Below are 26,762 nucleotides of genomic sequence, written 5' to 3' on the forward strand. Positions count from 1 at the left end.
AGATAGAGCCATGTTCGATAGAATCGTACTCGCTACGGACCTTTCATCCGACTGGGATCAAATCATCGGGTGTGCTCAAGAGTTCAAAGTTCTTGGATGTACTCAGGCCATACTCACCCATGTCTTTATGACCAAGGGGCTGGTAGGGGCGGATACTGCCGCTCATTCCGAGTCTCAGCCCAAGCTGGAAGCACAAAAGCAGCAGCTGGAATCCCAGGGGTTTGAGGTAATTGTTGAAACCCCTGTAGGGCTTCCAGCCTTTTCGCTCAACGACGTGGCGCAGCACCATTGTGCTTCCCTAATCGTCGTGGGCTCCCACGGAAAATCTGCCTGGCGGGAGGCAATTCTTGGCTCTGTTTCCAACGCCGTTCTCCATCATGCCCGGTTTCCCATTTTGCTCATCAATGTCGATCGCCTCAAAGAAGGAGGTCAAGGAGGCACCTGCCAGCTGCGCACCACGGAGCTCTTGCGCCACGTGCTCTTCCCGACCGACTTCTCCCAGGTTGCAAATGGAGCTGCAGCCTATCTGGAATACCTTGCCCCAAGGGGGCTATCCAAAGTTACCATACTGCATGCACTGGAAGTCCTCGATGCATACCCTCTGGCTGTCCTGGAGCCGGCAGAGACCGCTGCCCAAGGCTTTCTCGGAGTGCTGGAGAACCGCCTCAAGGCGGCAGGCGTTCCGTGGATTCACACTCGGATTTCCAAGGGTCATCCCATTTCCATAATACTCGATTCCCTAAAGACAGAAGATTTTTCACTGGTTGTCATGGGGGCTCAGGGGAAAAGCCTGCTCTCGGAGATTCTCCTCGGGAGTGTGGCCTACAACGTTGCAAGGCTCGCTCCCTGCCCCGTGCTTCTGGTGCCAAGAAAAGCTGTCAGCGATTAGCTGACGGCCTACAACTAAAGCGCTTACAGAGGGGACTCATGGGTACGGTAAAGATCCACCCAGCGGCCCTGGCGTGAAGTCATGTGGCAGGGAGGGGCTATCCTTTTTCTTGTCTTTGTTATCGCTGTTATCGCTCTTTCCGTCAACCAGCTTCGCCCCGGAAGGCCTCCCCTTGTGTGGGAACTGGTCGCCCGAGGCGCAGCTCAAGCTGAATTCGAGTAACAACCTCATGATTCCACTCGAGGAAGCGGAAGCGTTCTTTCTCTCTCATGCCGCCGTTTTCCTGGATGCACAGTCTCAGGATCTCTTCGCGGATTTGACCAGCAATTTGCCGCCGTAATGACTGACATCCCCGCACGAGACTGCAATTGTCACCTACTGCGACGGAAAAAGCAGCGCCTTGAGCAAGGAGCTCGCCATGGCGCTGCTTGGGAAAGGCTACACGAACGTCCGTATGCTGATGAACGGCTGGACGCTTTGGCAGGCGAGGAGCCTGCCAGTGGAAATGGGGGGGGGAAGCCGTTAGCTATTGCCTGTTAATATCGCTGAATCACAGAAGCGACATAACTTTTGAGGAGAAAAAACTGTGGAGCACGCACACGAAAGCTCGGTTTGTTGCAGTCATGGCCATGAGGATCACAATCATAATCACACCCACACATCCTTCGGCGGACACAATCACACTGATGTCCGGGACACGAGCGGCCCCAGGCTCCTCATGACACTCGGGCTGAATCTGGTGATCCCCGTAGTCCAGGTGATCGGCGGCATCCAGACGAACAGCATGGCGCTCATCTCAGATGCGACGCACAACTTCAGCGATTTTATAGCGGTTTTGATTGCCTACATCGCAAACCGAATCGGGAGGAAGGGGGCGTCGGAAAGCAACACATTCGGGTACCGGCGAGCAGAGGTTCTAGCTGCATCGATCAACGTCGCCCTTCTGGTCGGAGCAGCAGCCTTCATTGTCTATGAAGCCGTACACCGCCTGCATCATCCTGAGGCCGTCTCGGGCCGACTTGTGGCGTTGATTGCAGGGGTGGGCGTGCTGGGAAACGGTTTCTCGGCCCTGCTCCTGCACCGGGATGCCGGCCACAATCTCAATGTGCGGGGAGCTTTCCTCCACATGCTGGGGGACTTGCTCACTTCTGTAGTGGTGGTCCTAAACGGCATCGTGCTCACCTTCAAACCCTGGTATTGGCTAGATCCGGCCCTGTCCGTTTTGATCGCTCTTTTCATCCTGAAAAACTGCTGGACGATTCTCAAGGAAGCAACCTGCATCCTCATGAACGCCACACCAACCGGTCTCGATATTTCGAGGATCAAAAGCTTCCTGGAGCAGACCCCGGGCATCAGTGGAGTTCACTACCTTCATGCCTGGAATGTGTGCTCATCGAGTGTGGCCTTCTCCTGCCACGTGGTGGTTCCCGATCAGCGGCTGAGTAAAGTCGATGCACTCTCGAAAAAAATCCGCGACCAGTTGCTCCATCGCTTCGGGATCGATCACCCCATCCTCCAATTCGAAACGGAGCCATGCGGACAAGGAAGCCTGCTCTGCGAAATATCGTGCGGGACCGCTGGAAACGGAGCGCAGGGATCTTGCGCATCTCCGCAGGAGAGCGCTAAGAACCGAAAATTGTAAATGAGCAGCCATTTCTTTGTAGGAACGGCTTCCAGCCCTGACAGGAACCGGCAACCGCATACCTTGTCGCGGCAGGATGCCGCTCCTACGAAAACATATGGGTAAACGGCTGCGTAATTACGAAGACCAGTACCAAGAACCTTCCAAAAAGGCTTTGCAGCCACGTTGAGTGCCCGTATTCGAGGCCAGTTACGGGCTTCGGCAGAAGGACCGCTTTATTGTCTGAAGCGTAGTTGGAGATTTTGAATGCTGAGCAATGCCCCTGACAGCATGAGTATTGATTAGGTCTGAAGGTTTCAAGGGAGTAACATACAATGAAAGCAGAAGAGATCAAGGATGTTGTGAAGGCAGGCTATGCCAAAGTGGCTCTCCTGAATGTGCCCTGCTGCGGAGCTGGAAGCCCCTGTTGCGGCAACAGCAACCTGGCTGAGGAGATCAGCAGAAAGGTTGGTTACGGGGATCACGAGCTGAAATCCGTACCCGAAGGGGCGAACCTCGGACTTGGATGCGGCAATCCCGTTGCGTTTGCCTCTATCGAGGAGGGAGAAACCGTTCTCGATCTTGGCTCCGGGGCCGGCTTCGATTGTTTTATCGCCGCCTCGAAAGTGGGGAGTACGGGAAAGGTCATCGGGGTAGATATGACTCCGGAGATGATCGAGAAGGCAAGACGCAATGCTCAGGATGGCTATTTTCAAAACGTCGAGTTTCGCCTCGGAGAGATTGAAAACCTGCCCGTCTCTGAAAACCATGTGAATGTGGTCATTTCTAACTGTGTGATCAATCTCTCACCTGAAAAGAAAAAAGTGTTTCAAGAGGCATTTCGAGTACTTAAGCCAGGTGGTCGCCTGATAGTCTCCGACATGGTGCTCCTCAAGGAACTCCCCGAAGTCATCCGCAGGTCCGTCGAAGCCTATGTCGGCTGCATAGCCGGGGCTATCATGAAGGATGAGTATCTCGGCGCCATTGAAGCCACAGGATTTCGGGAGATACAGGTGCTCGGCGAGGACACCTATCCCATAGAGCTCATGGCTGCCGATCCCATATCCCAGGAAATTTGTGCAGAATTGAGCCTTTCGGAGGAGGAAGCCAGAAACCTTTCCGCCTCGGTTGCAAGCATCAGGGTCACTGCAAAAAAGCCGAGGTGATGTTTCAGGAGATGAGCGAAAATCGCTTGAAGCGATATTTCCTCAGTTTGTACCGGAGCATTCGCTCATTAGTTCGATGATTTCGAAAACACTGACAGTTCAAAGGAAGGTAATATGAAAAGAATCTTTGCTCTTACGGCGCTAATCGGAACAATCGGCCTGGTAGCTGTGTTATGCTTGGTGGGTGTTTCCTTGAGTGCGGGTAAATCATCGGCAGCAGTCGAGGTGCCGGTAAAGGGGAAAGTCACCATGGTCGATATCGGGGCAAGGAAATGTATCCCCTGCAAGATGATGATCCCAATCATGGAAGAGCTCGAGAAAGAATATGGTGCAACCGGCAAAGCTGCCATCATCTTTATCGATGTCTGGGAGAACAGGAATGAGGGGGAAAGATTCGGCATCCGTGTCATACCCACTCAAATTTTCTACGGCAAAGATGGGAGGGAATTTTCCCGCCACGAAGGCTTCATGGAAAAGAAAGAGATCGTGTCAGTGCTCGAGAAGCTGGGGGTGAAGTAGACAACTATCAGGTGCTTTTTGCCTGAGCCGCCTTATGATAACCGCTCAGTCCCACAAAGAAGTGCTGTGGACATGATTCCCTCCATGATCCTTCGTTGGACTGAGTCATGAAATAGGCTGAGTGCCGAAAAAGGGAGAGAGTATGCTGGATCAGGTTTTTCTGACCATCAACTCATGGATGATGGGGGGCCTGTTGATCGCTGCGGTGGGTTGCTTTCTTTGGGGGATGGTGAGCGTAGCCTTCAGCCCCTGCCACATGGCATCGATTCCACTGATCGTAGGCTACGTAGCAGGCCAGGAGAGGGCGCTCAGGCCAAAGGATGCCGTCTGGTACGCCGCAGCATTCAGCATCGGGCTTTTCATCTCTATCGCCCTGGTTGGAATCATCTGCTCGCTGCTTGGCCGTATGCTGGGGGAGACCGGCCCCTACTGGACCATCTTGGTAGGACTGATCCTTATCTGGGTGGCCCTGGACATGTGGGGAGTGTCCAGGTGCTCGATGTCCGGAAGCCTTTTGGGAAGGATAAAAATCAGGGGAATAACTGGAGCCTTCGTCCTTGGGCTTTCCTATGGAATCCTTTCGGGCTCGTGCACGTTCGGTTTCATTGCCCCGATCCTCGCCATCATAACGATTCAGCAAAAGGTTCTAATCGGGATCACCTACATCGTTCTTTTCGGCATTGGCCACTGCATCCCCATTGCCGTTGCGGGAAGCTCGACCGCCAAGGTAAGAAGGCTCCTCCAGAGCAGCTCCTTCCAGGAGGGGAGCCACCGGTTCAGGAAAGTTGCTGGGACTGTTATAGGAATCTTGGGGCTATACTTTATCATCCGCCCATTTGTCGATTTGGCAGCGTAAGATGGGAGAGTTTAGCCACCACGAGATCGCGGAGATATTGAATTCTTCTAAGAACCTATCCGAAAACCTACCTCGGCAGCGGACACCCCCCTTCAATTCCCCTCTCGAGGGGGGACCAAGGGGGGTGTTGCAAAGTCCACAGAGGGTTTTTGGATAGGCTTTAAGTACCGAAGATCGTAAATATGCGGCCATTTCTTTGTAGGAAAGGCTTCCAGCCGTGACAGGAACTGGCAACTGCACACTTTGTCGCGGCAGGATGCCGTTCCTTGTATCTACAAAAACGCACGGGTAAACGGGTGCGTAATTGCGATCTTGAATACTTAGCCAAAATGAGAATTGCTGTACTATTTTCTTGACACGATCCACCGAGAGTGCTACCCAAGCGCCATTGAAGACCAACTTCTCATCTCCTCATTTCATACCACCGAAAGACACTGGGCCGAGACAAGCATAAAGGGAAAACATGACCGGAAAGATAGGGCAAATCAAACCCAGTGTACAGGATGCGAGGTCGGGAAAGCTGATATTCCTGTCGCACTGTATCCTCAATCAAAACGCGTGTGTACGGGGACTAGCGAGTCAGCCGGCAGTGATTCGCGAAATGGTCGATTTGGCGCTCGATGCCAATTTGGGAATGTATCAAATGCCCTGCCCCGAGGTGACCTATCTGGGATCAATGCGGTGGGGACAGGTCAAGAAAATGTACGGCAATCCCATGTTTCGCCGGCATTGCCGCCACATTGCCGAGCAGATCTGCGATCAGATTCAAACTTATCGCGACAACGATCATCAGGTGCTCGGCATCGTACTCAGAGACGGCAGTCCAACGTGTGGTCTCAAGTGCTCGGCCGTCGAACCCGATGACGAGCAGGTGTGGGGCGGCATGGTTTGGCATGCGAGCCCTCTTCAACGTTTTGGAGCAACAGAGGGCGTTTATACCGAAGAATTGAAGGCTGAGCTGCAACAGCGCGGCATGGACGACCTCCCGTTACTCAGCCTGCCAGAGGTGCCGGAGGCCGGCTCGCTGCCTGACGCTCTGCAGGAAATCCGATCGACCGTCCGAACAAGGCAGGACTGATAAAGCTGCGCGAAAGCCATCCTGGTACTGGTGTGAGTGATGAAACTGGACTCAATCAGACACTACTTTGGTTGAATCAGTTTCATTCATCAAGTTCAGCTCAACATGTAGCCCGAGCTTCAAAAAGGCGACAAAAAGTTTGAGACCCACCGAGGACGAATGACCATGAAAGTGATTCTGCGCCCCGGCACCATTGAGGATGCCACAGAGTGTGGAAGAATTTGTTATGAGGCGTTCAAATCCATAGCCGATCAACATCACTTTCCACCTGAAATATCTACGGTTGAAGTTGCCACCGCGATCATCTCCACGCGGCTCTCGCATCCGGATTACTATTCGGTTGTAGCTGAATTGGATGGAAAGATCGTCGGCAGCAACTTCCTGGATGAGCGTTCGGTCATTGCCGGAATCGGTCCGGTATCGGTCGATCCCCCTGTGATGGATGCTGCGATTGGGCGTCAGCTTATGCAGGCAGTGATCGATCGGGCGAGTCAGCGGCGGTTTCCGGGCGTACGAGGTGTGGTGGACGCCTGGCACTATCGCATGCTTTCGCTTTGCACCAAGCTGGGTGCTGACAGCAGGGAGGCGCTCACCACGATGCAGGGACCGCCGCTTGCCCTCAAAATCCCGGGCTATGACGTCCGACCTGCACGTGAAGAGGATTTGCCCGCCTGTAACCGCCTTTGCTTTCGCGTCCATGGCCACGATCGTGCAGGTGAGCTTGTTGACGCTTTCCGACAGGGGACGATCAATGTAGTTGAACATCTGGGAAGGCTCACGGGCTATTCCACCGGAATCGGCTGTCGCAGCCACGCTGTTGCCGAGTCCAATGACGATCTAAAAGCGTTGATTGGTGCTGCGCCCGACTTCTCCGACGCAGGCTTTCTTGTGCCGTCGCGCAACGGAGATCTGTTTCGCTGGTGCTTGAGCCGAGGGCTCCGAGTCGTCTGCCAGGCGATTCTTTTGACCTTTGGGCTTTATAACGACCCAGTCGGTGCCTACCTGCCTTCGATCACTTACTGACAGCACGTCCTGGCCCGGTTTGTGACCCAGGGAACCGTTCCCATTCCATCCACACAGCGGTTTTGAGTGAAGGCGGTTGGTCAGTGAATAAATCACTGACAGGATTCAGGCGCAAAGGATTAACGACCGAGTCCCATCTACATTATCAATCCCAATAGCGATCCATCTGTGGTGGATGCCATTGCCAAACGCCGTGAGCAGGAAGTCAGCGTTGAACAGATGGTTGAGAGCTTCACTATCAACGGCGCCTATGCCGTATTCAAGGAAAACGAAATCTTCTCTCTCGAAGTCGGTAAAAAGGATGAGCCCGGAAGAAACTCATTGCGGGAGAAAAAAGAGCGGAGTCGATGGGAACCTCATCGCCCCCGTCGACTCCGTTCAGTCAGCAGCATCAAAATTTTCCTCAAGCGTTCACGGCAACCAGCGAAATGCCCAGTTTGTTTTCCAGCGCCTGGATCTTCGCCAACTGATCCGCACTGATGTCGGCGGGTTCAAGGGAATGACAGGAAAATGCCAGGAGCGGGCGTCCCACTTCTTTTTCCAGTGTTTCAATGGCGTTCATTTCCGCTTCACCCAGTTTGGTTGAAAGGCTGCACAACATGGTAGTTCCTCCTTCTTTCAGGTCGTTGACCTCTGTAAAAAGTTCCTTCCAGCAGGTGCATTCCATGATTTAAAGATGCCACGATTTTACGAGAAGACAACGGTAGAAAATCAGGTGCTTAGCCGTAGTAAAAAACTACTACTAAGAGAGGGAAAGGAGGTAAGAGCGCAGGTTGGTTTTGACGTTGTTCAAACCCAGCTTTTTCCGGATGTTCTTCCTGTGGAATTCCACGGCATTCGTCGACACGCTCAGCGTTTGAGCGATGTCCTTGGTGGTTCGGCCATCCTTAACCAGGGCCGCGACCTGAATCTCCTGGGGGGTGAACTGGAGATGCTGTAAACTCAGCCTGCATAAAAAGGGTGAAACGATTTCCTTCAGGTGGGATTCCATGATCTCCAGGTAAGCTTTGTATTGAGGGGCCAGGCACGCACTTTTCAGTTTTTCCAGATAGGGGAAGATGAAATTTCTGACGTTTACCAGCACATTCTCTTCCAACTCCCGCTTGTCATGCTCTCTTTGCTGAAGCAACACCTTCAAAGCCGTATTGGCTTCTTCAAGATGGCGCGACTGCTGTTCCAGCTCCGCTTCCCTTTTTCTGAGGGCTTCTTCCGCCAGTTTGAGAGCGGTGATGTTTTCATGACTGACCACCACCCGGACTGTCCCCGCTCCCGCAAGACGCGTGGCGCGCATGTAGAACCAGCGTTTTTCATGTGGAGAATGACAGGGATAGTCAATGACAAATTCATCCATTTCCCCCGCTATAACAGCGCGGATACCACGGGCCACCTCTCGGGCCTGTTCGGCCGAATCCCCCACCGAGGACTCGCAGAGTTGGATGTAGTTCACGGCAAGAGTATCCGGACGCATGCGAATGGCATTGGCGTGAGCAAATGCTTTCCAGGCGCGGTTGGTTTCAATGATGACACCGTCCAGGTTCAAAATGGCAATGTGAGCGGAAAGAGAATTGAGCACCGCTTCGGCAAACCTCTCGGCATCCTTGCGTCTGCCCTCTTCCTGTTCGAGTACACTCAATCTTTCCAGGAGTTCCTGGCGAGTCAGGCCCCGTTCCACACGTCCCTCCTCAGCAAGGTATTCCCATCGTTGAACTCAGGGCCACCAGTAATAGCGCCATCCCCAATAGGGATACGGATAATATGGATAGTAGTAATAAGGAGTGGGGGGTTCTTTCGGCCACAGGTTTATCTCCTTGACGGCAAGCAACGGGTAGGCATAGTCGATATCCCCCAATGGCAGAACCCGCTTGCCCACCAATTCACCGGCCACGGTAACGGTCCGTCCTTCCGCATAGATGGCGGGATCCAGGTAACGTTTGTCGAGAGCGAGAAAGCGCCCTTCGGATCTGTCCACATCTCTGGGGCGACTCTGAAAATCCATCGGCTTTTGCAGCACCTTGAGCATCGTCCCCTCGGGAGTGTTTCGCGCATCGAGGATGGTTCCGCCCCAAATGAAGGTCTTCCCTACATAGCGCTCAGGGTCTCGCAAAACTTCTCCGAAAGGAATATCCACAGCGGCTTCTTTGCGAAGCTGGGGGGATATGGCTGGCGCACACCCCAGAAGGATGACAAGCGCCAGAAATACACCCGCACTCCTGCGATACCCTCCAAGCCGATGCAATGCGTTGAACTCCCGGATCAAATCAAGACCCTTGCAGGGGCGGTCCGCCGTTCCCTCAAAGGCAAAAGTTATGTTGTCCCAAAACATGACAGATCACCTCATGCGACAGGTTCACTCCTATTGACATAATTAATGCCGATATAAAAGCCTTTCAAGCTCCCCACAAACTTTGCCCCGGAGTTCTCTGCCCACCGCCCTCCTATCGGGAAAAAATCCCGACTGACCAGTTCATGTTTTTTTGTGGCCAATCACAGCCATGAGGGGTAAACCACAATGCCTCGTGTAGGTTTCCTTCGCCTCAATCGCCTCCCTGTTGAACCGCCTGCACTCTTCACAGCGCGCGGTTTTGCTGTAGGAATATTTGACAAAATGCCGGCCGCACTGTTTGCATCGGACTTCGATTTTCATGCAGATCCTCCCTAAGGGCATAAGTGACTCCGGCCACAGCAGCTCCGCGCCACCCTTTTCCCGCTCTCCCGCCGTGGCTACTGACTCCACAACACATCCCCAACGCCGTGCATGACGTTGCAGAAACGGGCCAGCACGAAGAGGTAATCCGAAAGGCGGTTGAGGTAAACCAGGAACTCCTCTACCTGGGGCGTGCGCTCTTCTTCGCTCATGGCGGAATACATGGCAACGACATCCCGCTCAGCTCTTCGGCACACCGTACGAGCCACATGGGCCAGGCCCGCCGTTTCGTGACCACCCGGCAGGATGAACTGTGTGAGGGGCTCAAGCCGCTCCTGCATGGCGTCAATGGATCGTTCCACGCAACGCCTGGGCGCATCCGTCATTTCCGTCAGCACGCAGGCCGACTGTGAATCAGGGGTCGTGGCCAGCCAGGCCCCCATGCTCAACAGGTCTCCCTGGATACTCTGGAGCTGAGCCACTGTCTCCTTTTCTTCCCGTAGAAGCCTGGCCGCAAGCAGCCCAAGAAAGGAACTGAGCTCATCCAGATCACCATAGGCCTTGAGTCGATCGTGGCTCTTGGGAACCCGCTCTCCACTGAAGAGGCTGGTGGTCCCACGATCCCCCGTTCCAGTATAGATTTTCATCTTTTATCTCCTTCAGGAAGACATCCGCCCCACTATGCCGTGGCGGACTGAATTTTATATCTTTCGAGCCTCTTGCGAAAACGCCCTCCGACCATTGCCCGGATGCTCTAAAAAGCAATCTGGCTCTTTTCGGAAAACCGCCTCCATTTTAACTTGACATTGTCAGATTTCATTTGAACCACGGAAACACGGAGAACACCGAGATTTCATTTGGAGGTCTTTCTCTGTGCCCTCTGTGTCTCCGTGGTTTATATGACAATGTCACATAGATGTGTGAGGGTAACATTATGAGCTTTCATGAGGAAGGGGGAATCCCGTCCCGGATCATTTTTATGTGAGGCATGACTTCACGTATGCCTTGACGCTTCAAATCTCTTCACCAGCAGGTCCGCAGCCATGGTGGCCGAGAACCTTCCACTGACCACCCCACGTTCGATCTCAGGCAGGACTTTCTGAGCCGCCACGGGAATGACCGTACCCGAGCCGAAGATGAGGGAAGCCCCCTGCTCTCTCAGGTAGTCGTAATCCTGAACAGGAATGACACCACCCGCGATGACCACGATGTCTTCTCGCCCCAGCCGCTTCAACTCCTGCACCAGGGCCGGCAGGAGGATCTTGTCTCCTGCAGCGAGGGAGCTCATGCCGATGGCGTGCACGTCGTTTTCCACCGCCTGCGCTGCTGCCTCTTCAGGTGTCTGAAAAAGCTGGCCGACGTCCACGTCGAAACCCAGATCGGCGAAAGCCGTGGCGACTACTTTGGCACCTCGGTCATGCCCGTCCTGGCCCATTTTGACCACCATGATGCGGGGACGGCGGCCTTCAAGCGCTTCAAATTCATCGGCCATTTTTCCGAACGATTTCCACTTCCTGCTCTTCTCCGAATTCCGTGCTGTAGGCCCCCGATCTTGATACGAAAATCCCCCAGTTGATCATATAATTTGAATAGATCCGACTGGAGGCGATAGGCCTGCACCTGCCCTGCGCGTTTGCTCTGAAGGGCCTTGAAGTCCATGTTCGGCGCAGCCAGCGGAATTTCCTTCAGGTTGGGATACATGTTTGTGCCGACTTTTATATCTTTGCGGGTATCGATGTTCTTTGCCTTCCTAGCGGCCACGGCGGCCTGCGGCAGGCCTTCCAGGAGAGCCTGGGTCATACCGCCTGCGGCTTCCACATCCTGAAAAAGCTTCCACGCCTTGCGGGCCACGGAGTCTGCCAGCTTTTCGATGTACCAGGAGCCGCCGGCAGGATCGATGGGATGAACGAAATGCGCCTCCTCCTGCAAGATGATCTGCAGGTTGCGGGAAACACGTCGGGAAAACTCATCCGCCGGGCGGATGGGCTCATCGAAAGGACAAACATGCATACTGTCCACTCCTCCCATGGCGCCCGAGAAGGCTTCGGTAGTGTTGCGCAGCATGTTCACATAAGGATCACAAACAGTCTTGGTGTACGCCGAAGTTCGGGCATGAATCGTCATCTTTTGGGCTTCGGGGCTTCCGCCGAAAGCCTGGACAACCTGAGCCCACAAGAGGCGTGCAGCCCGGAGCTTGGCTATTTCCATGAAAAAATTGGGACCCAGGGAAAAGACGAAGCGCATGCATGGAGCGACATCGTCGACGGAGAGCCTCCTTTTGCTCAACTCGCGAAGGTATTCCACTCCCGTTGCAATGGCGTAGGCGAGCTCCTGGACGGCGCTTCCGCCCGCATCGTGATAGGGACTCCCATGCACCAGGATGGTTTGAAGATGGGGAGCATGTCCTTTGGACCAGGAAACAAGCGTGCTCATGGTATCGTAAGCGGTGGCAAAAGGAACCCGAAGCTTCCCTTCCGTGACCAGCTCGGCCAAAGGATCGGCGCCCACGCAGCATCGAATGTCAGCCAGAGAATCTCCCTGATGGCGAAGGTAGGCGGCAAGAAGCACCACCATGGGCAGAGCGACCGCCCCGGCATGGATCATGAGGGGTGTCGTGCGCAGGTCGATGCCTCGCAGGGCGGTACCGAGTTCATCCACCGTGGCGAGAGAAAGGCCGTTTTTTCCCACCCAGTCATTGTTGCTGTGGACATCGGGGTCAAGCCCCCTGCGGGACGACCGGTCAAGCACGAGCTTGAGAGCATTTTGCCCCCGAGCCAGGTCATGCCTGGCCACTTCATTGAATTCCTGGGGTGTGCTGCAATCGATTTCCTGGCAAATGTCCCAGGGCTTCAATACATAGCCTCCGGGCTCCGTCCCCCGGGCATATGCCGGATAGCTGGGAAGAGCCCCCATGTGGGGAAGGTCCTCCACGTCCTTGGCCCAATACATGGGCTGCAGGTCTATTTCTTCATAGGTTTTGGTGATCACCTTCTTTTCGAAGGGCGCCCCTTTGAGACTGGCCACCGCTTCCTGATACCAGGTTTCGTAAGTGGCCGGCTCGAATTCAGGGAAGAGCCTGGGGCTGTCGCATCCGCAGGTCTGATGAGCGTTCGCATTGAATTCGTCTGCCATGATTTGTTCGTCCTTAGTTTGAGAAAATGATGCGCTATGCTTGTGTTTTATTTACGTCGCGCCGGGCGGCCTGCTTGACGAAGCGGTAGACCTTCCCCTGGCCCATGTCGAGAACCACCGTGTCGCTTTCGAGCTCGATGGAGGCGGCTCCCAGCAATTCTCTGTAGTAGCGGCCGTCGTAAAAGCGGACGGAATGGGTGATACCTGGGTGAGCCCAATCATCGGGCAATCGAAAGACCTGAACATGGCTTGCCCGCCCCAGATGCATGTTCTCTCCATTGAGGGAGAGGACTGTGTGGTAGAAAGACATGTAACTTTCGGTGTTGGAAAGAAGGTTTAACATGTGAGCTCCTTGTTCATGGGTTTTTGATGGAAGAGCAAATTCGGACCATTGCGGAAGTTGGCTGGAAGCTTTTCTTCCAGAAGGTCCAAAAGGTACAGGGCCCTGGATCTCCCGATTTCAAGGGGCGAAACGGCATCCACGTACACGGATGGATCTCTGGCAGGCGTGGAGAAAGAATTTCCAGTGACCGGCATTGCTTCCGGGACGCATCGGGAGGACTTATCATAAGCACCGGAATCCAGTGGGGAAGCGTGAGCCCATAAGCAAGCACTATCGGAATGGACTCCGGCATAAATGGCAGACATCGAGACCCCACCGGTGCTTCCTTCAGGACGATTACCTGTTGAAATATCTGCGATATAAAGGCAGGAAACAGAAAGGACCGCAAGAACGCAGCACGACTTGAACCGAAGCGAGGTACACCGGCACATAAAACCTCCTTCCCCCCTCGGGGACAACAAATCAGGTTTTTCCGTCGCTCAGGCCTCCTGGCTGCCGTTCGCCCTACCGGCCGCGCCTTCCCATTCTCCATCCGAGAACAGTGGCTAACATGCGGCTTTCGTCCCGGTCACAGTCGCGGGGCGGCGGGAGATTCTCACTCCCTTCCCTGGTGCTGACAGATTCAATATCGGTTTGGCAATGAAGTGATTGGAAAAACTAAAGGATCATGCCTCGTTACATGCTGCACCTCCAGGCTGTTGATGTCCGGGCATCCGGAAGCCCCCGGCAGAGCCTCCGGATGGTCAAGAGATGAAAGTGTGTTGAGGAGGGGCCAAAGCCTTTCGTGAGCGAGACGAAAGGTGCTCAGCTTCAGCCAAAAAAAAATCCCCAGAGCAAAAAACGCTCTGAGGATTGCACCCTGATTTACTTGGTCCTTCAGTGAGCCACCACATATATCCACGTACGGACGACTCTTCATGCATCAGGCAGGTCTTCTGACTCCCGGATCGTCCTACTCTCCGAGCCTTCCCGTCTCAGCGGCGTGAAACAGTGGCATGTGCGGATTTCGTCTCCGTTTACAGCGGCGGGACCGTTCCCGATTTTCACGGGATTCCCTTTTAAGCGGCAATGCACCTGACAGCGATATTCGATTGTGGCAGAACAAGTAGCACGGTCTTTCACACCCTGTCAAGAAATAAAACGGGCCATGAAGGCAGTCGTTGGCCGCATGGAGATCCGGCGCCGATGGGCCCAATCCCTCATGGAACATTCAGCGAGAAACCTCCATGTCCGGCTTGCACAGGGCAATCCAAATGCTTTTTGAAGTATTCGACGGCCCCATCGCCGGTGCAATGGCAGGGAATGAGCGCAGCAATATCGTATTCCCTCAATGCTGCGGCCGTTCGTTTCAATCTGTCCATATCCGCATTCGATAGATGAAACCCTCCCATTAACACACGAATACGCCGCTCACCCGTTATATCTGCAATGCGACGCACCGTATTCACCAAACCTCCATGGCAGCATCCGACACAAATGACGAGACCTTCCTCTGTTTGGATCCAAAGGGCAAGATCGTCCTCGATGGGATCCGGACGCAATCCGATCGGGTCGAGAAAGAAAGGGCCGCCCGTATCTTCGAAATCAGTCTCTCTTGGAATGGGGCCGGTGATTCCAACCCGTTCGAGGGGAAATACAGGTTGTGCGATATAATGAATCTTCTCATCGGCCAAATTCATTACAGCGCTCATGGAATCGGCTGGCATCTGTATGGGCTTTGCAACTTTATCCCGAACACTGTAGCGTGGCAGGAACGCCGCCGAATGCAAATATACATGAGCGCAAGGAGCACATCCAAGTACGTAGGGGATGGCACCGGTATGATCATAGTGTCCATGGCTCAAAACCACGAGATCGGTCCGGCTCAAGTCCACGCCAAGCATCCTGGAGTTCACTGCCAGAGCATCTTTCTGGCCTGTATCAAAAAGAATTCTTTTGCCGTCAACCTCTATCCAGAAGGACAGACCATGTTCGGCAAGCAGTCCATCGGCAGACTTGTTGTCCACCAAAATTGTAATCTTAACCCGAGGCAAACTCATCGACTCTCCCCGTCCATGTAGGAAGCCATCGCAACTCTATTTTTCGCTCTTTTGCGGCTTTCCCATTTTCTTTAACTGTTCTTCCGTCAAAGGAGAACCAAATCCGACATACTGTATCTTCGGATCGGCTGGATTGGAAATCGGCGTCCATGTTCCGTTTTCATAATTTTGATATACACAACGGTACTGCACTCCTTTTACGACAGGAATCACCCCTTTCAGATTGAGTTCTTTTCCTCCTTCAAGCCAGGAAAGATCGATACCCCCCTTCAATGTTTTCTGGACAATTTCTGTTGCATGACATTCTTCACATTTGGTCCCCTCTTTCATCACCGAATGACTGAATTGAGGCGCAAATATGAGGAAAGTTTTATTTCCCGGGGCTACGAAAGATTGCATATTCGCCGACGTCACCTTTCCATTGTAGTTCATCAGAAATTTCCAGCCGGATACGGGAAGAGCTACCCTTTTGTTTTCTTTCATCATGGTCTCGAAGTGGCAACTGTTGCAGCTCACAACATGACGCACATGGCAGGCTTTACAGTCCAGCCTGTTTCCATGAACAGTGTGCGAGATGCTTTCCGGCCCCGATTCGTGGCACTGCTCACACGTCACGTCCATTGCTCCCGGCTCTTTCATTGACTTATACTCCATCCCATCGCCATGGATTTCACGTGCGGTGTGGCAATCCATACAGCCCATCCCGTTTGCAACGTGAACATCAGGAGTGTTCGATTCCTTATCGATCCTCATGATCATATGTGCCTCGCGAGCGTGGCAGCCCAGACACTTCTCCTGATCTTTTGCTGTAGCGACAGAATAGGTGGGTTTTCCCTTCACCTCCACCTTATGGCAGGCATCGCATGAAGCGACATGGCACTTATTGCATCCAGCTTCCGCGTAGGGAATACCCGTAATGGTTTCAAGGCCGCCATTTGCCTTGTCATACCAATAGGCCATTCCTCTCGCTGTGGCGTGCAGACTGGAAGAATAAAAACAATCCTCCTTTTTCGTTCCCTGAGCAGAGCCAATGACTGCCAGCCCCAGGGCAACCATAGCAATCATGCTTCCAAAAATGAGACCGGCAAGCAATTTTTTTTTCATTGTTCCTTCTTTCATCATTCCGTTTTCGGTGAAACCGGTTTTTCGACATTGAACAAACAGCTCCCGCCAGAACCATGAGAGAGCCCAAACCTTCGCTTCAAAGAGACAAAAGAGAGCAGAAAGTATCCGCCTATTTTGGTGCCCATCCGAAAACCTATCCTCCAGAGCGGCCCCTCCCCTTCAATTCCCTCTTCGAGGGGGTGGACTAAAGCCAATAAGGGCATTTTTTCTAAAATACAGCAAATTCAATATGTTATACCAAAGCAGGAATTAAAATAAAAGTGGCTTGAATAGCCGCTTTAGCGGGAAGGGCAAAAAACTGCCCTTGTCAGAGGACTACGAGGGGGCCAAGGTCCATGAGTGGCTTCCGGATAGGCTCTTAACTTGGCATTGCTAGATTTCATCGGAACCACGGAGACACAGAGGGCTCAGAGAAAGACTTTCAAATGAAAACTTAGTGTTCTCCATGTCTCTGCGGTTTATATGAAAAAAGGCTCATGGTTCATAGCTCATGGCTCATGCTGACATCGCTTTTCAAGAGCATTTCCCGCTTTCCCTATCACCTTGCATATCTTTGCCCTTTTTTCATTTTTCCTTGTGACTGTTCCGGTCATGGAGGTTGAAAAGCGTCAGTAGGGGGCTGTAGATCACACATTCTTCGTCTGACATCCTCCAGGACTTCGATGCGACGCTGAATGTCTCGAAGCATCACTTGAAGGCACTGCACCCGAAACTTCAAGGAAGCAATATCCGCGGATGGTGAACCGGGATACAAAGTCAGCGGCTTTCCAGCCAAACCGGCAAATCCTGTATGAGGTTCGTCGGGAAGCTGGGATATCTTCAGCATGCAGTAGCCTCTGCCCTTACCGCTCATGGGCCCCAGTCCTCTTGGACCTGTTCCGTCGAAATCCGGCATGATTGGGTCTCCTGCAGTTATACAATTCTCAACGCTTGAAGCCTTCGTTTTGTGTGCGCCTGAACAGGCATCATTACGTGTTGCTTCGCCTCAATGCATGGGTTCCCAGCGGCAGCCCCGCGTGGGCTGCGATCACGGGACACTTGGCCTTGAACAGGAAAAAAATGTTATGGGATTCGTCGCTGAGCGTTTCGAAGTTGCCCTGCCCTTTGGCAAGGATCATGTCAGCCTCTGCAAAACGGCGCCTGAACTCCTTGCTGCAATCTTCGAGCATGGTGCCGGGAGCGTCTGAACCATTGTCGATGATCTCAACGACTTCGTGAAGCCCCACGGCATGGGCATCGGCCATGGTTGCGTCATTGATGACCGGCCTGCCGCGCACCACCAGGGTGACCGGCGCAGGCAAAAGCTGTTCGATGAGCAAACGGTCAAAGGCAATTTCACCAGCGTTATCAGCCAGGTAGAGAATATTTCTTGCTTCGGCCACAGCCCGGCGAAAGCCGTTCAGCTCTCCGGTGAAGTGTTCCGTCAGCGCCTGGGAAACCGACTGGCGCACATCCGACTCCTCCACATTGCTGTTCACCCCCATATCGATGACATTGCCTGCAATGGCCAGACGCACCGCCATGGCCAGTGGATCCGCCGCCGCATCAATACCGGCTTTCAGTTCCGGCAGGAAATTCAAGGCCATTTGGTTCAAACGATCCTTCGCCTCCCGGTAAGGATCCGGCACGCCGCTGACTTCACGCAGCCTCCGATGAATTCGTTGCGCGAGGGCGGGTGGCGGCTCATCCAGGTCCATCTCGCTCGTCCAGTGCAACACCTCACGGAGCATCCTTTCATGAACTTCCGGTTCCGCCGACGCCATGCGGGCCGCATCGAGGGCCTGGCGAACAAAGCAGGGAATACAATCCAAATATGTCTTCATTCCGAACTTACACCTCTTCTCCCTTTACGCGCATAGATCCCCCCTTCCGCTTCCCCAGATGAAGAATGCGCGACCGCATCCCGCTCAACAAGTAAGAGGCTGTCTGAAAATTCCTCTGCTTGGGAGCCGAACCTGCTTCGATTCCCCCCTTGAGGGGGCCAAGGGGGGTGTTTTTCTGGTTCGCGAAATCTTGACACCCCCTACCCCTCTCAAGGGGGAATTTTCAGACATCCTCTAAGGTGTGGCCGTGCACTTTCTGTCGCAAGCTTACGCCTGCTCACCGGTTTCCAACTCGCTCAGGCGCTTTTTAATGAAGTCAAGTTCCGACTGCAGGGCTTCGGCCTGGCTCCTAAGAGACTGTTTCTCCATCTCCAAATCGGGCTTTTGATACGGTCCGGCATACCCACCGAATCGCAACCGGCCTGGCACACCCGTAGCGTAGTACATGTGCCGCCATCCTCGCCCACCGCCTCCAAATCCACGGCCCCAGCCAAATCCCATTCCAAATCCGCAACGGGGAAAGGGATTGGCATAGCCCGGCATTCCGGTGCCGGCGCAATAGCCGGCGCCGCGCCCGGTCATGGGTCCCATACCCATAGGTCCTGTTCCATCTCCTCTTGGCATGATCATATCCTCCATTCCAATGATTTTCACTCTATTCCCGGATCATGGCAGCCCCACACCGGGGACACCTCCGCTCCACACAGGGGGTTCCTCCTTCATTCGGCAGTCTTTGTCCACACACGGGGCACACGCAGCCCCCCCCGACTCCAACATTCCCAACTCCACCCAAACGGCCGGACCTCCGACCACCCCTTCCCTGTCCATACCCACGGCCCGGGCCTCTTCCATATATCTTTCCCAGATGTTCCTCTCCCTCGACGTGGCGTTTTCCACGCACGCGATGCCGACCCCGTCCAAAACATCCCGGCATGGCGAAATCGGCACTACACAGGTCGCCTCTGAGCCAGGCCTCAACGACCGCCCTCAACTCACCGGCCACAAAGGGAATCACCCGAATGCCGTAGGCAGTGACCAACTCCTGCAAAGGCCTCGAAATGGCACCACAAACAAGAGTGCCGACAGCAAGTTCTACAAGACGAAGTACATTTTGAACCGGGAGCTCATAAGGCAGGATTTCCTGGGTTTCTCCGATAATTTCTCCCGAATCGACCTCCACGAGGTGGATCTGCCGGGCGGTGTCGAAAACAGGCGCAATACGATTCTCCCATTGTGAAAATGCCACTTTCATCATTCAAGGTCCTTTGCAGGTGTTCAAGAGAATCAAAAGCATTTTCAATGCCAAATTTTAAAAATTTGAAATAATTTTCTAACTATTGGTAATCAATCATGATATTCAGCGAAAGGAGATATGGGGGGAGAGAATACGATTGCAAATATACTACTCAATATGCCAGCTAGTGATGCTTCTATGCTACTCTACCGTGCACTGCGGAACCGTCCGTCCTGTTCGGGAAGGGATATTCCCAGTTTCTTCATTCTACGATAGAGGGTGGTTTTGTGAATACCCAGTTCCCTGGCGGCAGCCAGGCGATTGTAGCCATTCCTTTCCAAAGCCGAACGGATGGCCTGGGCATCCAGAAGATCATGAGCAGATCGTACATCCGAATCCGCTGTTATCGATCCACCGTGCGCCGTCAACTCCTCGGGCAGATGTCCGATGTCGATGAACCCTTCGCGACACATAATGAAGGATCGTTCGATCATGTTTTCCAGTTCGCGAACATTGCCGGGCCATTGGTGTGCCATGAGGAGGGAAAGCGCCTGTGCGGTGATTCCTTCAATGGATTTGCGCTGCAGGCGGTTGAACCGTTGGATAAAATATTCCACCAGGAGAGGAATATCCTCCTTTCGCCGGCGAAGCGGCGGCAGTTCTACACGGACAACATTCACACGGTAGTAAAGGTCCTCACGGAATGCCCCCTTACGGGTTTGCTCCGCCAAATCCTTATTGGTGGCGACAATGATCCGCGCATCTGTCGTCTCGGAACGCGTCGCACCCAACGGCTCGTAAGTCCGCTCTTGCAAAACACGCAACAGTCGCACCTGGAGCGCAGGGCTCACTTCACCGATCTCGTCCAGGAAGAGGGTCCCTCCACTGGCCAGGGCAAAACGCCCGGGCTTGTCTTTCGTCGCTCCTGTAAAAGCGCCGGCTTTATGGCCAAACAACTCCGACTCGAGAAGAGTATCGGGCAAGGCTCCACAGTTTACCGCAATAAAGGGTCCTTCACGGCGAGGACTGAGATCATGTATTGTTCTGGCAATCAGTTCCTTACCGGTGCCGGTTTCCCCCAGAACCAGGACCGTGCTCGGACTGGCAGCAATAGCGGGCAGCACTTCCAGCACTTTTTGCATGAGCGGGCTTCTGCTCACAAGATCACCGATCCTGAATTTTCCCTCCAATTCGCGGCGCAGCGCTTCAACCTCGGAAAGGTCGCGAAAGGTCTCGGCCCCGCCAATCACACGGCCTTCGACGTCTCTCAGAACGGCCGTAGAAACGCTGACGGGAATGCGGTTGCCGTCGGCATCGATGATGTAGCCGGACTTGCAGATGATGGGTTTGCCTGTCTTCAGAGTCTGCTGAAGCGGGCAATCGGCACCGCACATGCTGGAGCGGAACACCTCCGAGCAGCGCCGCCCTATCGCCTCCGTGCGGGCCACTCCCGTGATCTCCTCGGCAGCCCGGTTGAAAGAGGTGACGCACCAATCCAGATCCACCGTAAAAACACCGTCGGAAATACTTTCTAAAATCACCTCGTTCTGATTGAGTGAAAATTCGGCTTTTTTTTTCCGTCTGCGCATGGTCACCGCCCTCATTGTGCCCTTCCGGGGCTCATTCCTCCATTACTCCGCCGCACAGTTCATGGATCATACTTAACATCGCTTTTCAAGAGCGTTTCCCGCTTCCCTATTGTCTTTGCCTTTTTTCATCCTTCATTGTGAGCACTCTGGTCATGGAGGATAATGGAAAGACTCAGTAAAATTCGGTTCTGCGCTTCACTTCACGACCAGCACGGGAATATCGGAAAACTCGATTACACGCTCGGCGACACTTCCCAGGAGAATCTTGGCGACCCCTCTGCGCCCCAGTTTCCCCATAACGATGAGATCCGCTCCCCAGGCAGCAGCCTCCCTCAGTATGATTTCATGGGGCACGCCTTCTTTGATCAAAATCTCGGAAGAAACGGACTCTTGAGAAGCCTGCCGCTGCATGTCCTCGAGGAACCCCCGAGCACTCTTCCTGAGCTCATCCCGGACGGCTTCCCTGTTTTTTTCCGCAAACCGCGCCAGTTGGTCCAGCAGAGATTCATCCACCACGTGCAGAATCATGAGTTCGGAATCGTGAAATCTGGCCATCCGGGAAGCCAGACATACGGCGTCGAGGGAGTAGCGCGATCCATCCACCGGAACCAAAATTCTTTTAAATGGAACCATGCTCGACCTCCCTTCGGCGACCCTTCTGCCGCTTCATCTGAAATAAAAATTCCCTCTCCTTTTCCTCCAGACTCTCTTCCATATGCTTGATGGTTGATTCGTAGACCGGGATATAGATGTTTTCCAGCGCATTGATTCGTTTGATGGTTTTCTTGATCTCTGCAATCAACCGGAACAGCCCTACCTCGATTTCAGCCAACTCCGCAATGATTTCCATGCCCCCCTGAATCGTCTTCGCGACTGCATCCATGGCGGTTCCTGTTCCCTGAAAACCATAAGAGGGTACAAACCTGGGAAGATCTATGCGAACAATGGGAAGGGCCACCCCCATGAAGCTTTTTTCCCTGACACGGACCTCTTCCCCCATCTTTGAGGCAAGAGCGGCTCTTTCACACGCCAAACGTCCATCCACCAAAATGGCTTCACGAAGATGGGAGTAGGCCTCTTCCAGCATGGCGTTCATTTTGGCCCGCACCCGCTCGGCCTTGCCGGCAAGCGTATTGATGTGCGCCATGAGCGCCTCCTTTTTTTCGTCCAGAAGTTCCAGTCCGTCTCTGGCGAAAAAAAGTTCATCCTTCAAGCGCAGAAGATTACTTTTGTTGACCGACAGGGGCAGTCTTTCCATCGGTCACTGCTCCTTTCCGCAGTCCGTGCTCCCGGATCTGGTCCGGCTTTACCCTGCTGAGATCTCTTTCCGGGAAGATCATGGCAAGTTCCCACCCGAGGTCAAGGGTCTCAAAGATGGGTCTGTCTTCATAGGGCTCCTGCCCGATAAAGCGTCTTTCAAGTTCCTGCGAAAATTTGAGAAAAAGCCGGTCATGAGCTGTCAGGTCCTCCTCACCGATGATGGATGCAAGCATTTCCACCCGCTTGGCCTGGGCATAGAGAGCATAGATCTGGCTGGCGAGATTCTGGTGATCTTCCCTGGTGCGTCCCTCACCGATACCGTCACTCATGAGGCGCGAAAGTGACGGCAGAATATTGATGGGAGGATAGATCCCCTTTTGAAAAAGCCCTCGATCCAGAACGATCTGCCCTTCGGTGATATAGCCGGTGAGATCCGGTATGGGATGAGTGATGTCATCGTCGGGCATGGTCAGGATCGGAATTTGCGTGATGGATCCCCGAGCCGTAGCGATCCTTCCAGCCCTTTCATAAATGGATGCCAGATCACTGTAAAGATAGCCGGGATATCCCTTTCTGCTGGGCACCTCACCCTTGGATGTGGCGACTTCCCGCAATGCCTCGCAGTAGTTGGTCATATCGCTGAGCACGACGAGCACGTGCATCTCTTCTTCAAAAGCCAGATGTTCGGCCACCGTGAGGGCGATGCGCGGGGTGATCAGTCTTTCGATGGAAGGATCATCGGCCAGATTGAGAAACATGGAGACATTCTTGAGCCCCCCGCTCTCCTCGAAATCCTTTCTGAAAAACTGAGCCTCTTCATGTTTGATTCCCACAGCCGCAAAAACGACAGCGAATTTTTCATCCCCTTCAAGAAGCTTTGCCTGGCGGACGATCTGAGCTGCAAGCTGCGCATGAGGGAGTCCGCTTCCTGAAAAAACGGGCAGTTTCTGACCTCTCACGAGAGCATTCAGCCCATCGATGGCTGAAATGCCCGTCTGAATGAAATCCTGGGGATACACGCGTGCCACGGGATTTATGGGAAGCCCGTTGATGTCTCTCGCTTTTCCCAACAGAGGCATGGGACCTCCGTCAAGGGGTCGTCCCAGCCCATCGAATACCCGCCCTAAAACTTCCTCGGAGGAGACCCGATATTCAAAGGGATGCCCCAGAAACCGGACTTTGGAACGAAAAGCGGAAAGCCCCACCGTTCCCTCGAAGATTTCCACGACGGCCAGATCCTCCGAAACCGAAAGAACCCTCCCCAGGCGCACCTCCCCATCTGGGCTTTCGACTTCGGCCATTTCCCGAAAACCCACGTTGCGGATGCCTTTGACGAAAATCAAGGGTCCCTGAACCTGGGAAAGCCCTAGATATTCGATGCCTGGCCTGGCGGTCACTTTCCGACTCCCTTCAGCTCTCCGTGCACTTCTTTCTGGAGCAGTTGAGCCAGTTCTCTTTCGATGCGTTCCCGAATGGCTTGAAAGGGGGCCGGATCATCCCCTTTATAGGTGTATTTCATGCGGTGGATATCTTCCAGAACTCCCAGTTCCATGATGCGATAGACGGGAATGCGGTGGGATACCGCCTCCCGCATCCCTTCGATGAACCGCATGATGATTTGCAGCATGAGGACCTGCTTTCCCGCAGGGGAATAGGTATCAACGGGATCGTATGCACTCTGCTGCAGAAAATCTTCCTTGATGAGCCGCGCTCCGTGGAAAGTCGCCTTCTGATCATCAGGCAAGGCATCCTCTCCAATGAGTTTGACAATATTTTGAAGCCTGGCTTCTTCTTTTAAAATTCGAAGCGCTTCGTCTCGCATCTTCACCCAGTCCACACCGCCTTGTTCTTTCCACCAGAGAGCCACTGAATTCACATAGCCGCTGTAGCTGTTGAGATAATTGATGGCGGGGAAATAGCGGGCGCCGGCCAGTTCTTTGTCCAGGGCCCAGAAGGTACTCACAAACCTTTTGGTGTGCTGTGTGACGGGTTCGGAAAAATCGCCTCCCGGTGGAGAAACCGCTCCAATGACCGAAATGGAACCCCGCTTTCCTCCCAAAGTGATTACCGCTCCCGCCCGTTCGTAAAACTCGGCAAGCCTCGAGGCCAGGTAGGCCGGGAAACCTTCTTCGGCGGGCATTTCTTCGAGTCTCCCCGAAATTTCCCGCAACGCCTCGGCCCAGCGGCTGGTGGAATCAGCCATCAGGGCAACATGATAGCCCATGTCACGATAATATTCGGCAATGGTGATCCCCGTGTAGATGCTTGCCTCTCTAGCGGCAACGGGCATATCCGAAGTGTTGGCGATAAGGATCGTCCGTTCAATGAGGGGCCTCCCGCTTCGAGGATCCAGGAGCTTCGGAAAGTCCTCCAGAACCCCGGCCATTTCATTCCCTCTCTCGCCGCATCCGATATAGACAATGATATCGGCATCGGTCCATTTGGAGAGCTGGTGCTGTGTGATGGTCTTTCCCGTGCCGAATCCGCCGGGAATGGCGGCCGTGCCCCCTTTGGCCAGAGGGAAAAAGAAATCGAGCACCCTCTGCCCCGTAAAAAGCGGTTCATGGGGAAAAACCCGTTCCTTGTAGGGGCGGATCTTTCTCACGGGCCACCGTTGATAAAGGCGAATTTCGCCCTCCTTCCCGCTACCGTCCTCCAGCAGACAGATTCTGTCTTCCAAGGTATAGAGGCCCGGCCCGACCGCTTCCGCAACCCGCCCTTTGATTGTGGGAGGCACCATGACACGATGGGTGATGAATTCCGTCTCCTTGACCTCCCCGATGACCTGTCCAGGGGAAACCTCTTCGCCCACTCCGACGGTAGGAACATAGGACCATACCTTGTCCCGCTCCAACGCCGATGATCTTCTGCCCCGAGCCACGAAAGGCCCCGTATCCTGGTAAGCAACCGAAAGCGGCCTCTGAGTGCCATCGAAGATATGCCCCACAATGCCGGGACCGAGTTCGACAAAGAGGGGCAATCGCAACCCTTGAACCGGTGTACCGGGCTTGAGACCTGTCGTGTCTTCATAAACCTGCACGGTGGCAATATCCTGAACCAGCTCCACCACTTCACCCAGCAGCTTTTCTTCCCCTACCACGACCATCTCGTTCATGGAGAGTCCCAAAGCTCCCCTGACCTTTATGACCGGACCATTGATGGCCACCACGCCGGCATTACTGACTTGCTCTTCTCTCTGTCCCAAAAATCGCTCTCCAGATTTCCTGCCGGATGTCTTCTTCCATGCGTTTGAGCCGTGCCGAAAAACTGTTGTCAAAGAGAATGCGCCGATCCGCCGTGTAAATCCGCACGCCGCCGCCTAACGAGGTCGACAGCTTCATATCCATTTTTACGTTCAGTCGCACGGCCAGATTTTCCAGTTCCCCTTCCAGGAGCTTTTGATCTTCCTCGTTCAATTCCACCACAAATGCGCTGCCGGATAGATTTTCCACTCCTTCTTCGACACTCGACAGCAAGAATTGAAGATATTTCGGCTCTTTTCTGAACTCTTTCAGCCGCTGTTCCAAAGCCTGGAAAATCTCGCGCATGAGATCCTCTCGAAAGGACATGATGCGCTTTCTGGCCTCCAATTCGGCGGAATCAACCGTCCGCCTGGCTTCCGCGTAAGCCTCACTTCGTTGAACGCGCATCTTTATCTCAAGGGCATTGGAAGCTCGCTCCCGCGCCTCCGCCATGATTCTTGCGGCATCGGCATTTGCCTCGGCAAGGATCTTTTCCGACTCCTTCCCCGCCTCTTCAGCAACAGCCCTGCAAAGGAGTTCCACTTCACCCCAAATGGGCATTTTTCAATCATCTCCTCAACAAAGAAACAATGCGTTCGGTAGCCCCGGCTTTTCCGGGAAGAGGCCCTTTGACATCCGGAATTTCAAGGATGAGCGGACCTCCGGGTGAGAGAAGCACTCTGTCTATCGCTTCCCGATTCGCCTCAGCCAACGCTTCGGTAATGAGGATGAGACCTGTTTGCTCTCGATCCAGACTTTCCAGTAGAGCGGGGATATCATCCCCTGCCCGTACAGCCTGCCCTCTGATCCCGGCAAGTCCAAATGCCAGAACAGTTTCTGAATCTCCAATAAGGAAGGCTTTCATAGTTTTGCCAAAATCATCAAGGCCACGATCATTCCATAAATGGCGATCCCTTCCGCCAGACCCACAAAGATGAGAGCCCGCCCTGCAAGTTCCGGTTTTTCACTCAGAGCTCCCATGGCCGCAGACCCCACAACGGCTACCGCAATACCCGCTCCCAACGTCGAAGCCCCCACTGCGATGGCGGCGGAAAGATAGCCGATTCCGGCTCCGGAGATACCCCCCTGGGAAGCGGCCTCTTGCGCCCAAGCTGCAGCAGGAACGAGACAAACGGGAAGGAAAAACATGAGAAGAAGTTTTAGGCGTTCCACGAAAGT

General features: G+C 53.8%; 30 protein-coding genes, 2 pseudogenes and 2 riboswitches. Of the genes and pseudogenes, 9 read left to right on the top strand and 23 right to left on the bottom strand.

The features are described from left to right. Nucleotides 1–10 precede the first annotated feature (10 nt). The 9 genes from QMG16_RS10730 (at nt 11) to QMG16_RS10770 (ending at nt 7,152) form a co-directional block, all read left to right on the top strand. Nucleotides 11–889 carry a universal stress protein gene (locus tag QMG16_RS10730; RefSeq protein WP_281794136.1) on the top strand — a complete coding sequence of 293 codons (879 nt, stop codon included), beginning with the start codon at nt 11–13 and terminating at the stop codon, nt 887–889. A 172-nt stretch (nt 890–1,061) separates the two neighbouring features. After that, on the top strand, nt 1,062–1,229 hold the full coding sequence (locus QMG16_RS10735) for a hypothetical protein (protein ID WP_281794137.1): 168 nt from the start codon (nt 1,062–1,064) through the stop codon (nt 1,227–1,229). A gap of 3 nt (nt 1,230–1,232) precedes the next feature. Further along, nucleotides 1,233–1,415, top strand: a complete 183-nt coding sequence (locus QMG16_RS10740; protein ID WP_373878733.1) for a rhodanese-like domain-containing protein — start codon at nt 1,233–1,235, stop codon at nt 1,413–1,415. Between the two features lie 60 nt (nt 1,416–1,475). Continuing rightward, nucleotides 1,476–2,531, top strand: a complete 1,056-nt coding sequence (locus tag QMG16_RS10745; protein WP_281794138.1) for a cation diffusion facilitator family transporter — start codon at nt 1,476–1,478, stop codon at nt 2,529–2,531. A 314-nt stretch (nt 2,532–2,845) separates the two neighbouring features. Continuing rightward, nucleotides 2,846–3,676: an arsenite methyltransferase gene (locus tag QMG16_RS10750; protein WP_281794139.1), complete on the top strand. Its 831-nt coding sequence runs from the start codon at nt 2,846–2,848 to the stop codon at nt 3,674–3,676. Nucleotides 3,677–3,790: 114 nt separating this feature from the next. Continuing rightward, nucleotides 3,791–4,195, top strand: a complete 405-nt coding sequence (locus tag QMG16_RS10755) for a thioredoxin family protein (protein ID WP_281794140.1) — start codon at nt 3,791–3,793, stop codon at nt 4,193–4,195. Between the two features lie 142 nt (nt 4,196–4,337). Then, complete coding sequence (locus QMG16_RS10760; RefSeq protein ID WP_281794141.1) at nt 4,338–5,051, top strand: cytochrome c biogenesis CcdA family protein; 714 nt, start codon at nt 4,338–4,340, stop codon at nt 5,049–5,051. A 463-nt stretch (nt 5,052–5,514) separates the two neighbouring features. Next, nucleotides 5,515–6,129, top strand: a complete 615-nt coding sequence (locus QMG16_RS10765; protein ID WP_281794142.1) for a CD3072 family TudS-related putative desulfidase — start codon at nt 5,515–5,517, stop codon at nt 6,127–6,129. 165 nt (nt 6,130–6,294) lie between these two features. Next, entirely contained in the window at nt 6,295–7,152 is an 858-nt protein-coding gene (locus QMG16_RS10770; protein WP_281794143.1) for a GNAT family N-acetyltransferase, read from the top strand. A 403-nt stretch (nt 7,153–7,555) separates the two neighbouring features. On the opposite strand, the gene QMG16_RS10775 is transcribed toward QMG16_RS10770, so the two are convergent. From QMG16_RS10775 to QMG16_RS10885, 23 genes and pseudogenes are all read right to left on the bottom strand, one after another. Then, the gene (locus QMG16_RS10775) at nt 7,556–7,753 is read right to left on the bottom strand and encodes a hypothetical protein (RefSeq protein ID WP_281794144.1); all 198 of its coding nucleotides are present in this window, start codon (nt 7,751–7,753) and stop codon (nt 7,556–7,558) included. 141 nt (nt 7,754–7,894) lie between these two features. Then, nucleotides 7,895–8,824 carry a PAS and helix-turn-helix domain-containing protein gene (locus tag QMG16_RS10780; protein ID WP_281794145.1) on the bottom strand — a complete coding sequence of 310 codons (930 nt, stop codon included), beginning with the start codon at nt 8,822–8,824 and terminating at the stop codon, nt 7,895–7,897. 36 nt (nt 8,825–8,860) lie between these two features. Then, nucleotides 8,861–9,475: a Slp family lipoprotein gene (locus tag QMG16_RS10785; RefSeq protein ID WP_281794146.1), complete on the bottom strand. Its 615-nt coding sequence runs from the start codon at nt 9,473–9,475 to the stop codon at nt 8,861–8,863. Between the two features lie 141 nt (nt 9,476–9,616). Next, a complete protein-coding gene (locus tag QMG16_RS10790; RefSeq protein ID WP_281794147.1) occupies nt 9,617–9,796 on the bottom strand; it encodes a hypothetical protein in 180 nt (59 codons plus the stop codon). A gap of 77 nt (nt 9,797–9,873) precedes the next feature. Then, nucleotides 9,874–10,443, bottom strand: a complete 570-nt coding sequence (locus QMG16_RS10795; protein ID WP_281794148.1) for a cob(I)yrinic acid a,c-diamide adenosyltransferase — start codon at nt 10,441–10,443, stop codon at nt 9,874–9,876. A 347-nt stretch (nt 10,444–10,790) separates the two neighbouring features. Then, a pseudogene (locus QMG16_RS10800) lies at nt 10,791–11,352 on the bottom strand (cobalamin-dependent protein); the annotation flags it as partial. Between the two features lie 73 nt (nt 11,353–11,425). Further along, nucleotides 11,426–12,928: pseudogene (locus QMG16_RS10805) on the bottom strand (acyl-CoA mutase large subunit family protein); the annotation flags it as partial. A gap of 34 nt (nt 12,929–12,962) precedes the next feature. Continuing rightward, nucleotides 12,963–13,271: a hypothetical protein gene (locus QMG16_RS10810; RefSeq protein WP_281794151.1), complete on the bottom strand. Its 309-nt coding sequence runs from the start codon at nt 13,269–13,271 to the stop codon at nt 12,963–12,965. After that, nucleotides 13,265–13,702 (bottom strand): hypothetical protein, encoded by a 438-nt coding sequence (locus QMG16_RS10815; RefSeq protein WP_281794152.1) that lies wholly within the window; start codon nt 13,700–13,702, stop codon nt 13,265–13,267. The genes QMG16_RS10810 and QMG16_RS10815 overlap by 7 nt, the downstream gene beginning before the upstream one ends. A gap of 30 nt (nt 13,703–13,732) precedes the next feature. Next, a riboswitch (cobalamin riboswitch) is annotated at nt 13,733–13,934 on the bottom strand. A 245-nt stretch (nt 13,935–14,179) separates the two neighbouring features. Then, a riboswitch (cobalamin riboswitch) is annotated at nt 14,180–14,364 on the bottom strand. A gap of 106 nt (nt 14,365–14,470) precedes the next feature. Beyond that, nucleotides 14,471–15,310 carry an MBL fold metallo-hydrolase gene (locus QMG16_RS10820; protein WP_281794153.1) on the bottom strand — a complete coding sequence of 280 codons (840 nt, stop codon included), beginning with the start codon at nt 15,308–15,310 and terminating at the stop codon, nt 14,471–14,473. A 36-nt stretch (nt 15,311–15,346) separates the two neighbouring features. Beyond that, nucleotides 15,347–16,414, bottom strand: coding sequence for a cytochrome c3 family protein (locus tag QMG16_RS10825; protein ID WP_281794154.1), 1,068 nt, complete (start codon nt 16,412–16,414; stop codon nt 15,347–15,349). Between the two features lie 610 nt (nt 16,415–17,024). Continuing rightward, entirely contained in the window at nt 17,025–17,330 is a 306-nt protein-coding gene (locus tag QMG16_RS10830) for a DUF5320 domain-containing protein (protein WP_281794155.1), read from the bottom strand. Between the two features lie 73 nt (nt 17,331–17,403). Continuing rightward, nucleotides 17,404–18,258 carry a damage-control phosphatase ARMT1 family protein gene (locus tag QMG16_RS10835; RefSeq protein WP_281794156.1) on the bottom strand — a complete coding sequence of 285 codons (855 nt, stop codon included), beginning with the start codon at nt 18,256–18,258 and terminating at the stop codon, nt 17,404–17,406. Between the two features lie 267 nt (nt 18,259–18,525). Beyond that, a complete protein-coding gene (locus QMG16_RS10840; RefSeq protein ID WP_281794157.1) occupies nt 18,526–18,882 on the bottom strand; it encodes a DUF5320 domain-containing protein in 357 nt (118 codons plus the stop codon). 31 nt (nt 18,883–18,913) lie between these two features. After that, nucleotides 18,914–19,513: a NifB/NifX family molybdenum-iron cluster-binding protein gene (locus QMG16_RS10845; RefSeq protein ID WP_281794158.1), complete on the bottom strand. Its 600-nt coding sequence runs from the start codon at nt 19,511–19,513 to the stop codon at nt 18,914–18,916. Nucleotides 19,514–19,698: 185 nt separating this feature from the next. After that, nucleotides 19,699–21,081 carry a sigma-54 interaction domain-containing protein gene (locus QMG16_RS10850; RefSeq protein WP_281794159.1) on the bottom strand — a complete coding sequence of 461 codons (1,383 nt, stop codon included), beginning with the start codon at nt 21,079–21,081 and terminating at the stop codon, nt 19,699–19,701. A 195-nt stretch (nt 21,082–21,276) separates the two neighbouring features. Then, nucleotides 21,277–21,714, bottom strand: coding sequence for a universal stress protein (locus tag QMG16_RS10855; protein WP_281794160.1), 438 nt, complete (start codon nt 21,712–21,714; stop codon nt 21,277–21,279). Further along, complete coding sequence (locus QMG16_RS10860; RefSeq protein ID WP_281794161.1) at nt 21,701–22,339, bottom strand: V-type ATP synthase subunit D; 639 nt, start codon at nt 22,337–22,339, stop codon at nt 21,701–21,703. Before QMG16_RS10860 ends, QMG16_RS10855 begins: the two co-directional genes overlap by 14 nt. Beyond that, nucleotides 22,305–23,738 carry a V-type ATP synthase subunit B gene (locus QMG16_RS10865; RefSeq protein ID WP_281794162.1) on the bottom strand — a complete coding sequence of 478 codons (1,434 nt, stop codon included), beginning with the start codon at nt 23,736–23,738 and terminating at the stop codon, nt 22,305–22,307. The genes QMG16_RS10860 and QMG16_RS10865 overlap by 35 nt, the downstream gene beginning before the upstream one ends. Next, on the bottom strand, nt 23,735–25,546 hold the full coding sequence (locus tag QMG16_RS10870) for a V-type ATP synthase subunit A (RefSeq protein ID WP_281794163.1): 1,812 nt from the start codon (nt 25,544–25,546) through the stop codon (nt 23,735–23,737). The genes QMG16_RS10865 and QMG16_RS10870 overlap by 4 nt, the downstream gene beginning before the upstream one ends. After that, a complete protein-coding gene (locus QMG16_RS10875; protein ID WP_281794164.1) occupies nt 25,518–26,144 on the bottom strand; it encodes a V-type ATP synthase subunit E in 627 nt (208 codons plus the stop codon). Before QMG16_RS10875 ends, QMG16_RS10870 begins: the two co-directional genes overlap by 29 nt. Before the next feature lie 7 nt (nt 26,145–26,151). Beyond that, on the bottom strand, nt 26,152–26,448 hold the full coding sequence (locus QMG16_RS10880; protein WP_281794165.1) for a V-type ATP synthase subunit F: 297 nt from the start codon (nt 26,446–26,448) through the stop codon (nt 26,152–26,154). Next, entirely contained in the window at nt 26,445–26,756 is a 312-nt protein-coding gene (locus QMG16_RS10885; RefSeq protein WP_281794166.1) for an ATP synthase subunit C, read from the bottom strand. The genes QMG16_RS10880 and QMG16_RS10885 overlap by 4 nt, the downstream gene beginning before the upstream one ends. Nucleotides 26,757–26,762 lie beyond the last annotated feature (6 nt).

The organism is Desulforhabdus amnigena (assembly GCF_027925305.1).
GTDB lineage: Bacteria > Desulfobacterota > Syntrophobacteria > Syntrophobacterales > Syntrophobacteraceae > Desulforhabdus > Desulforhabdus amnigena.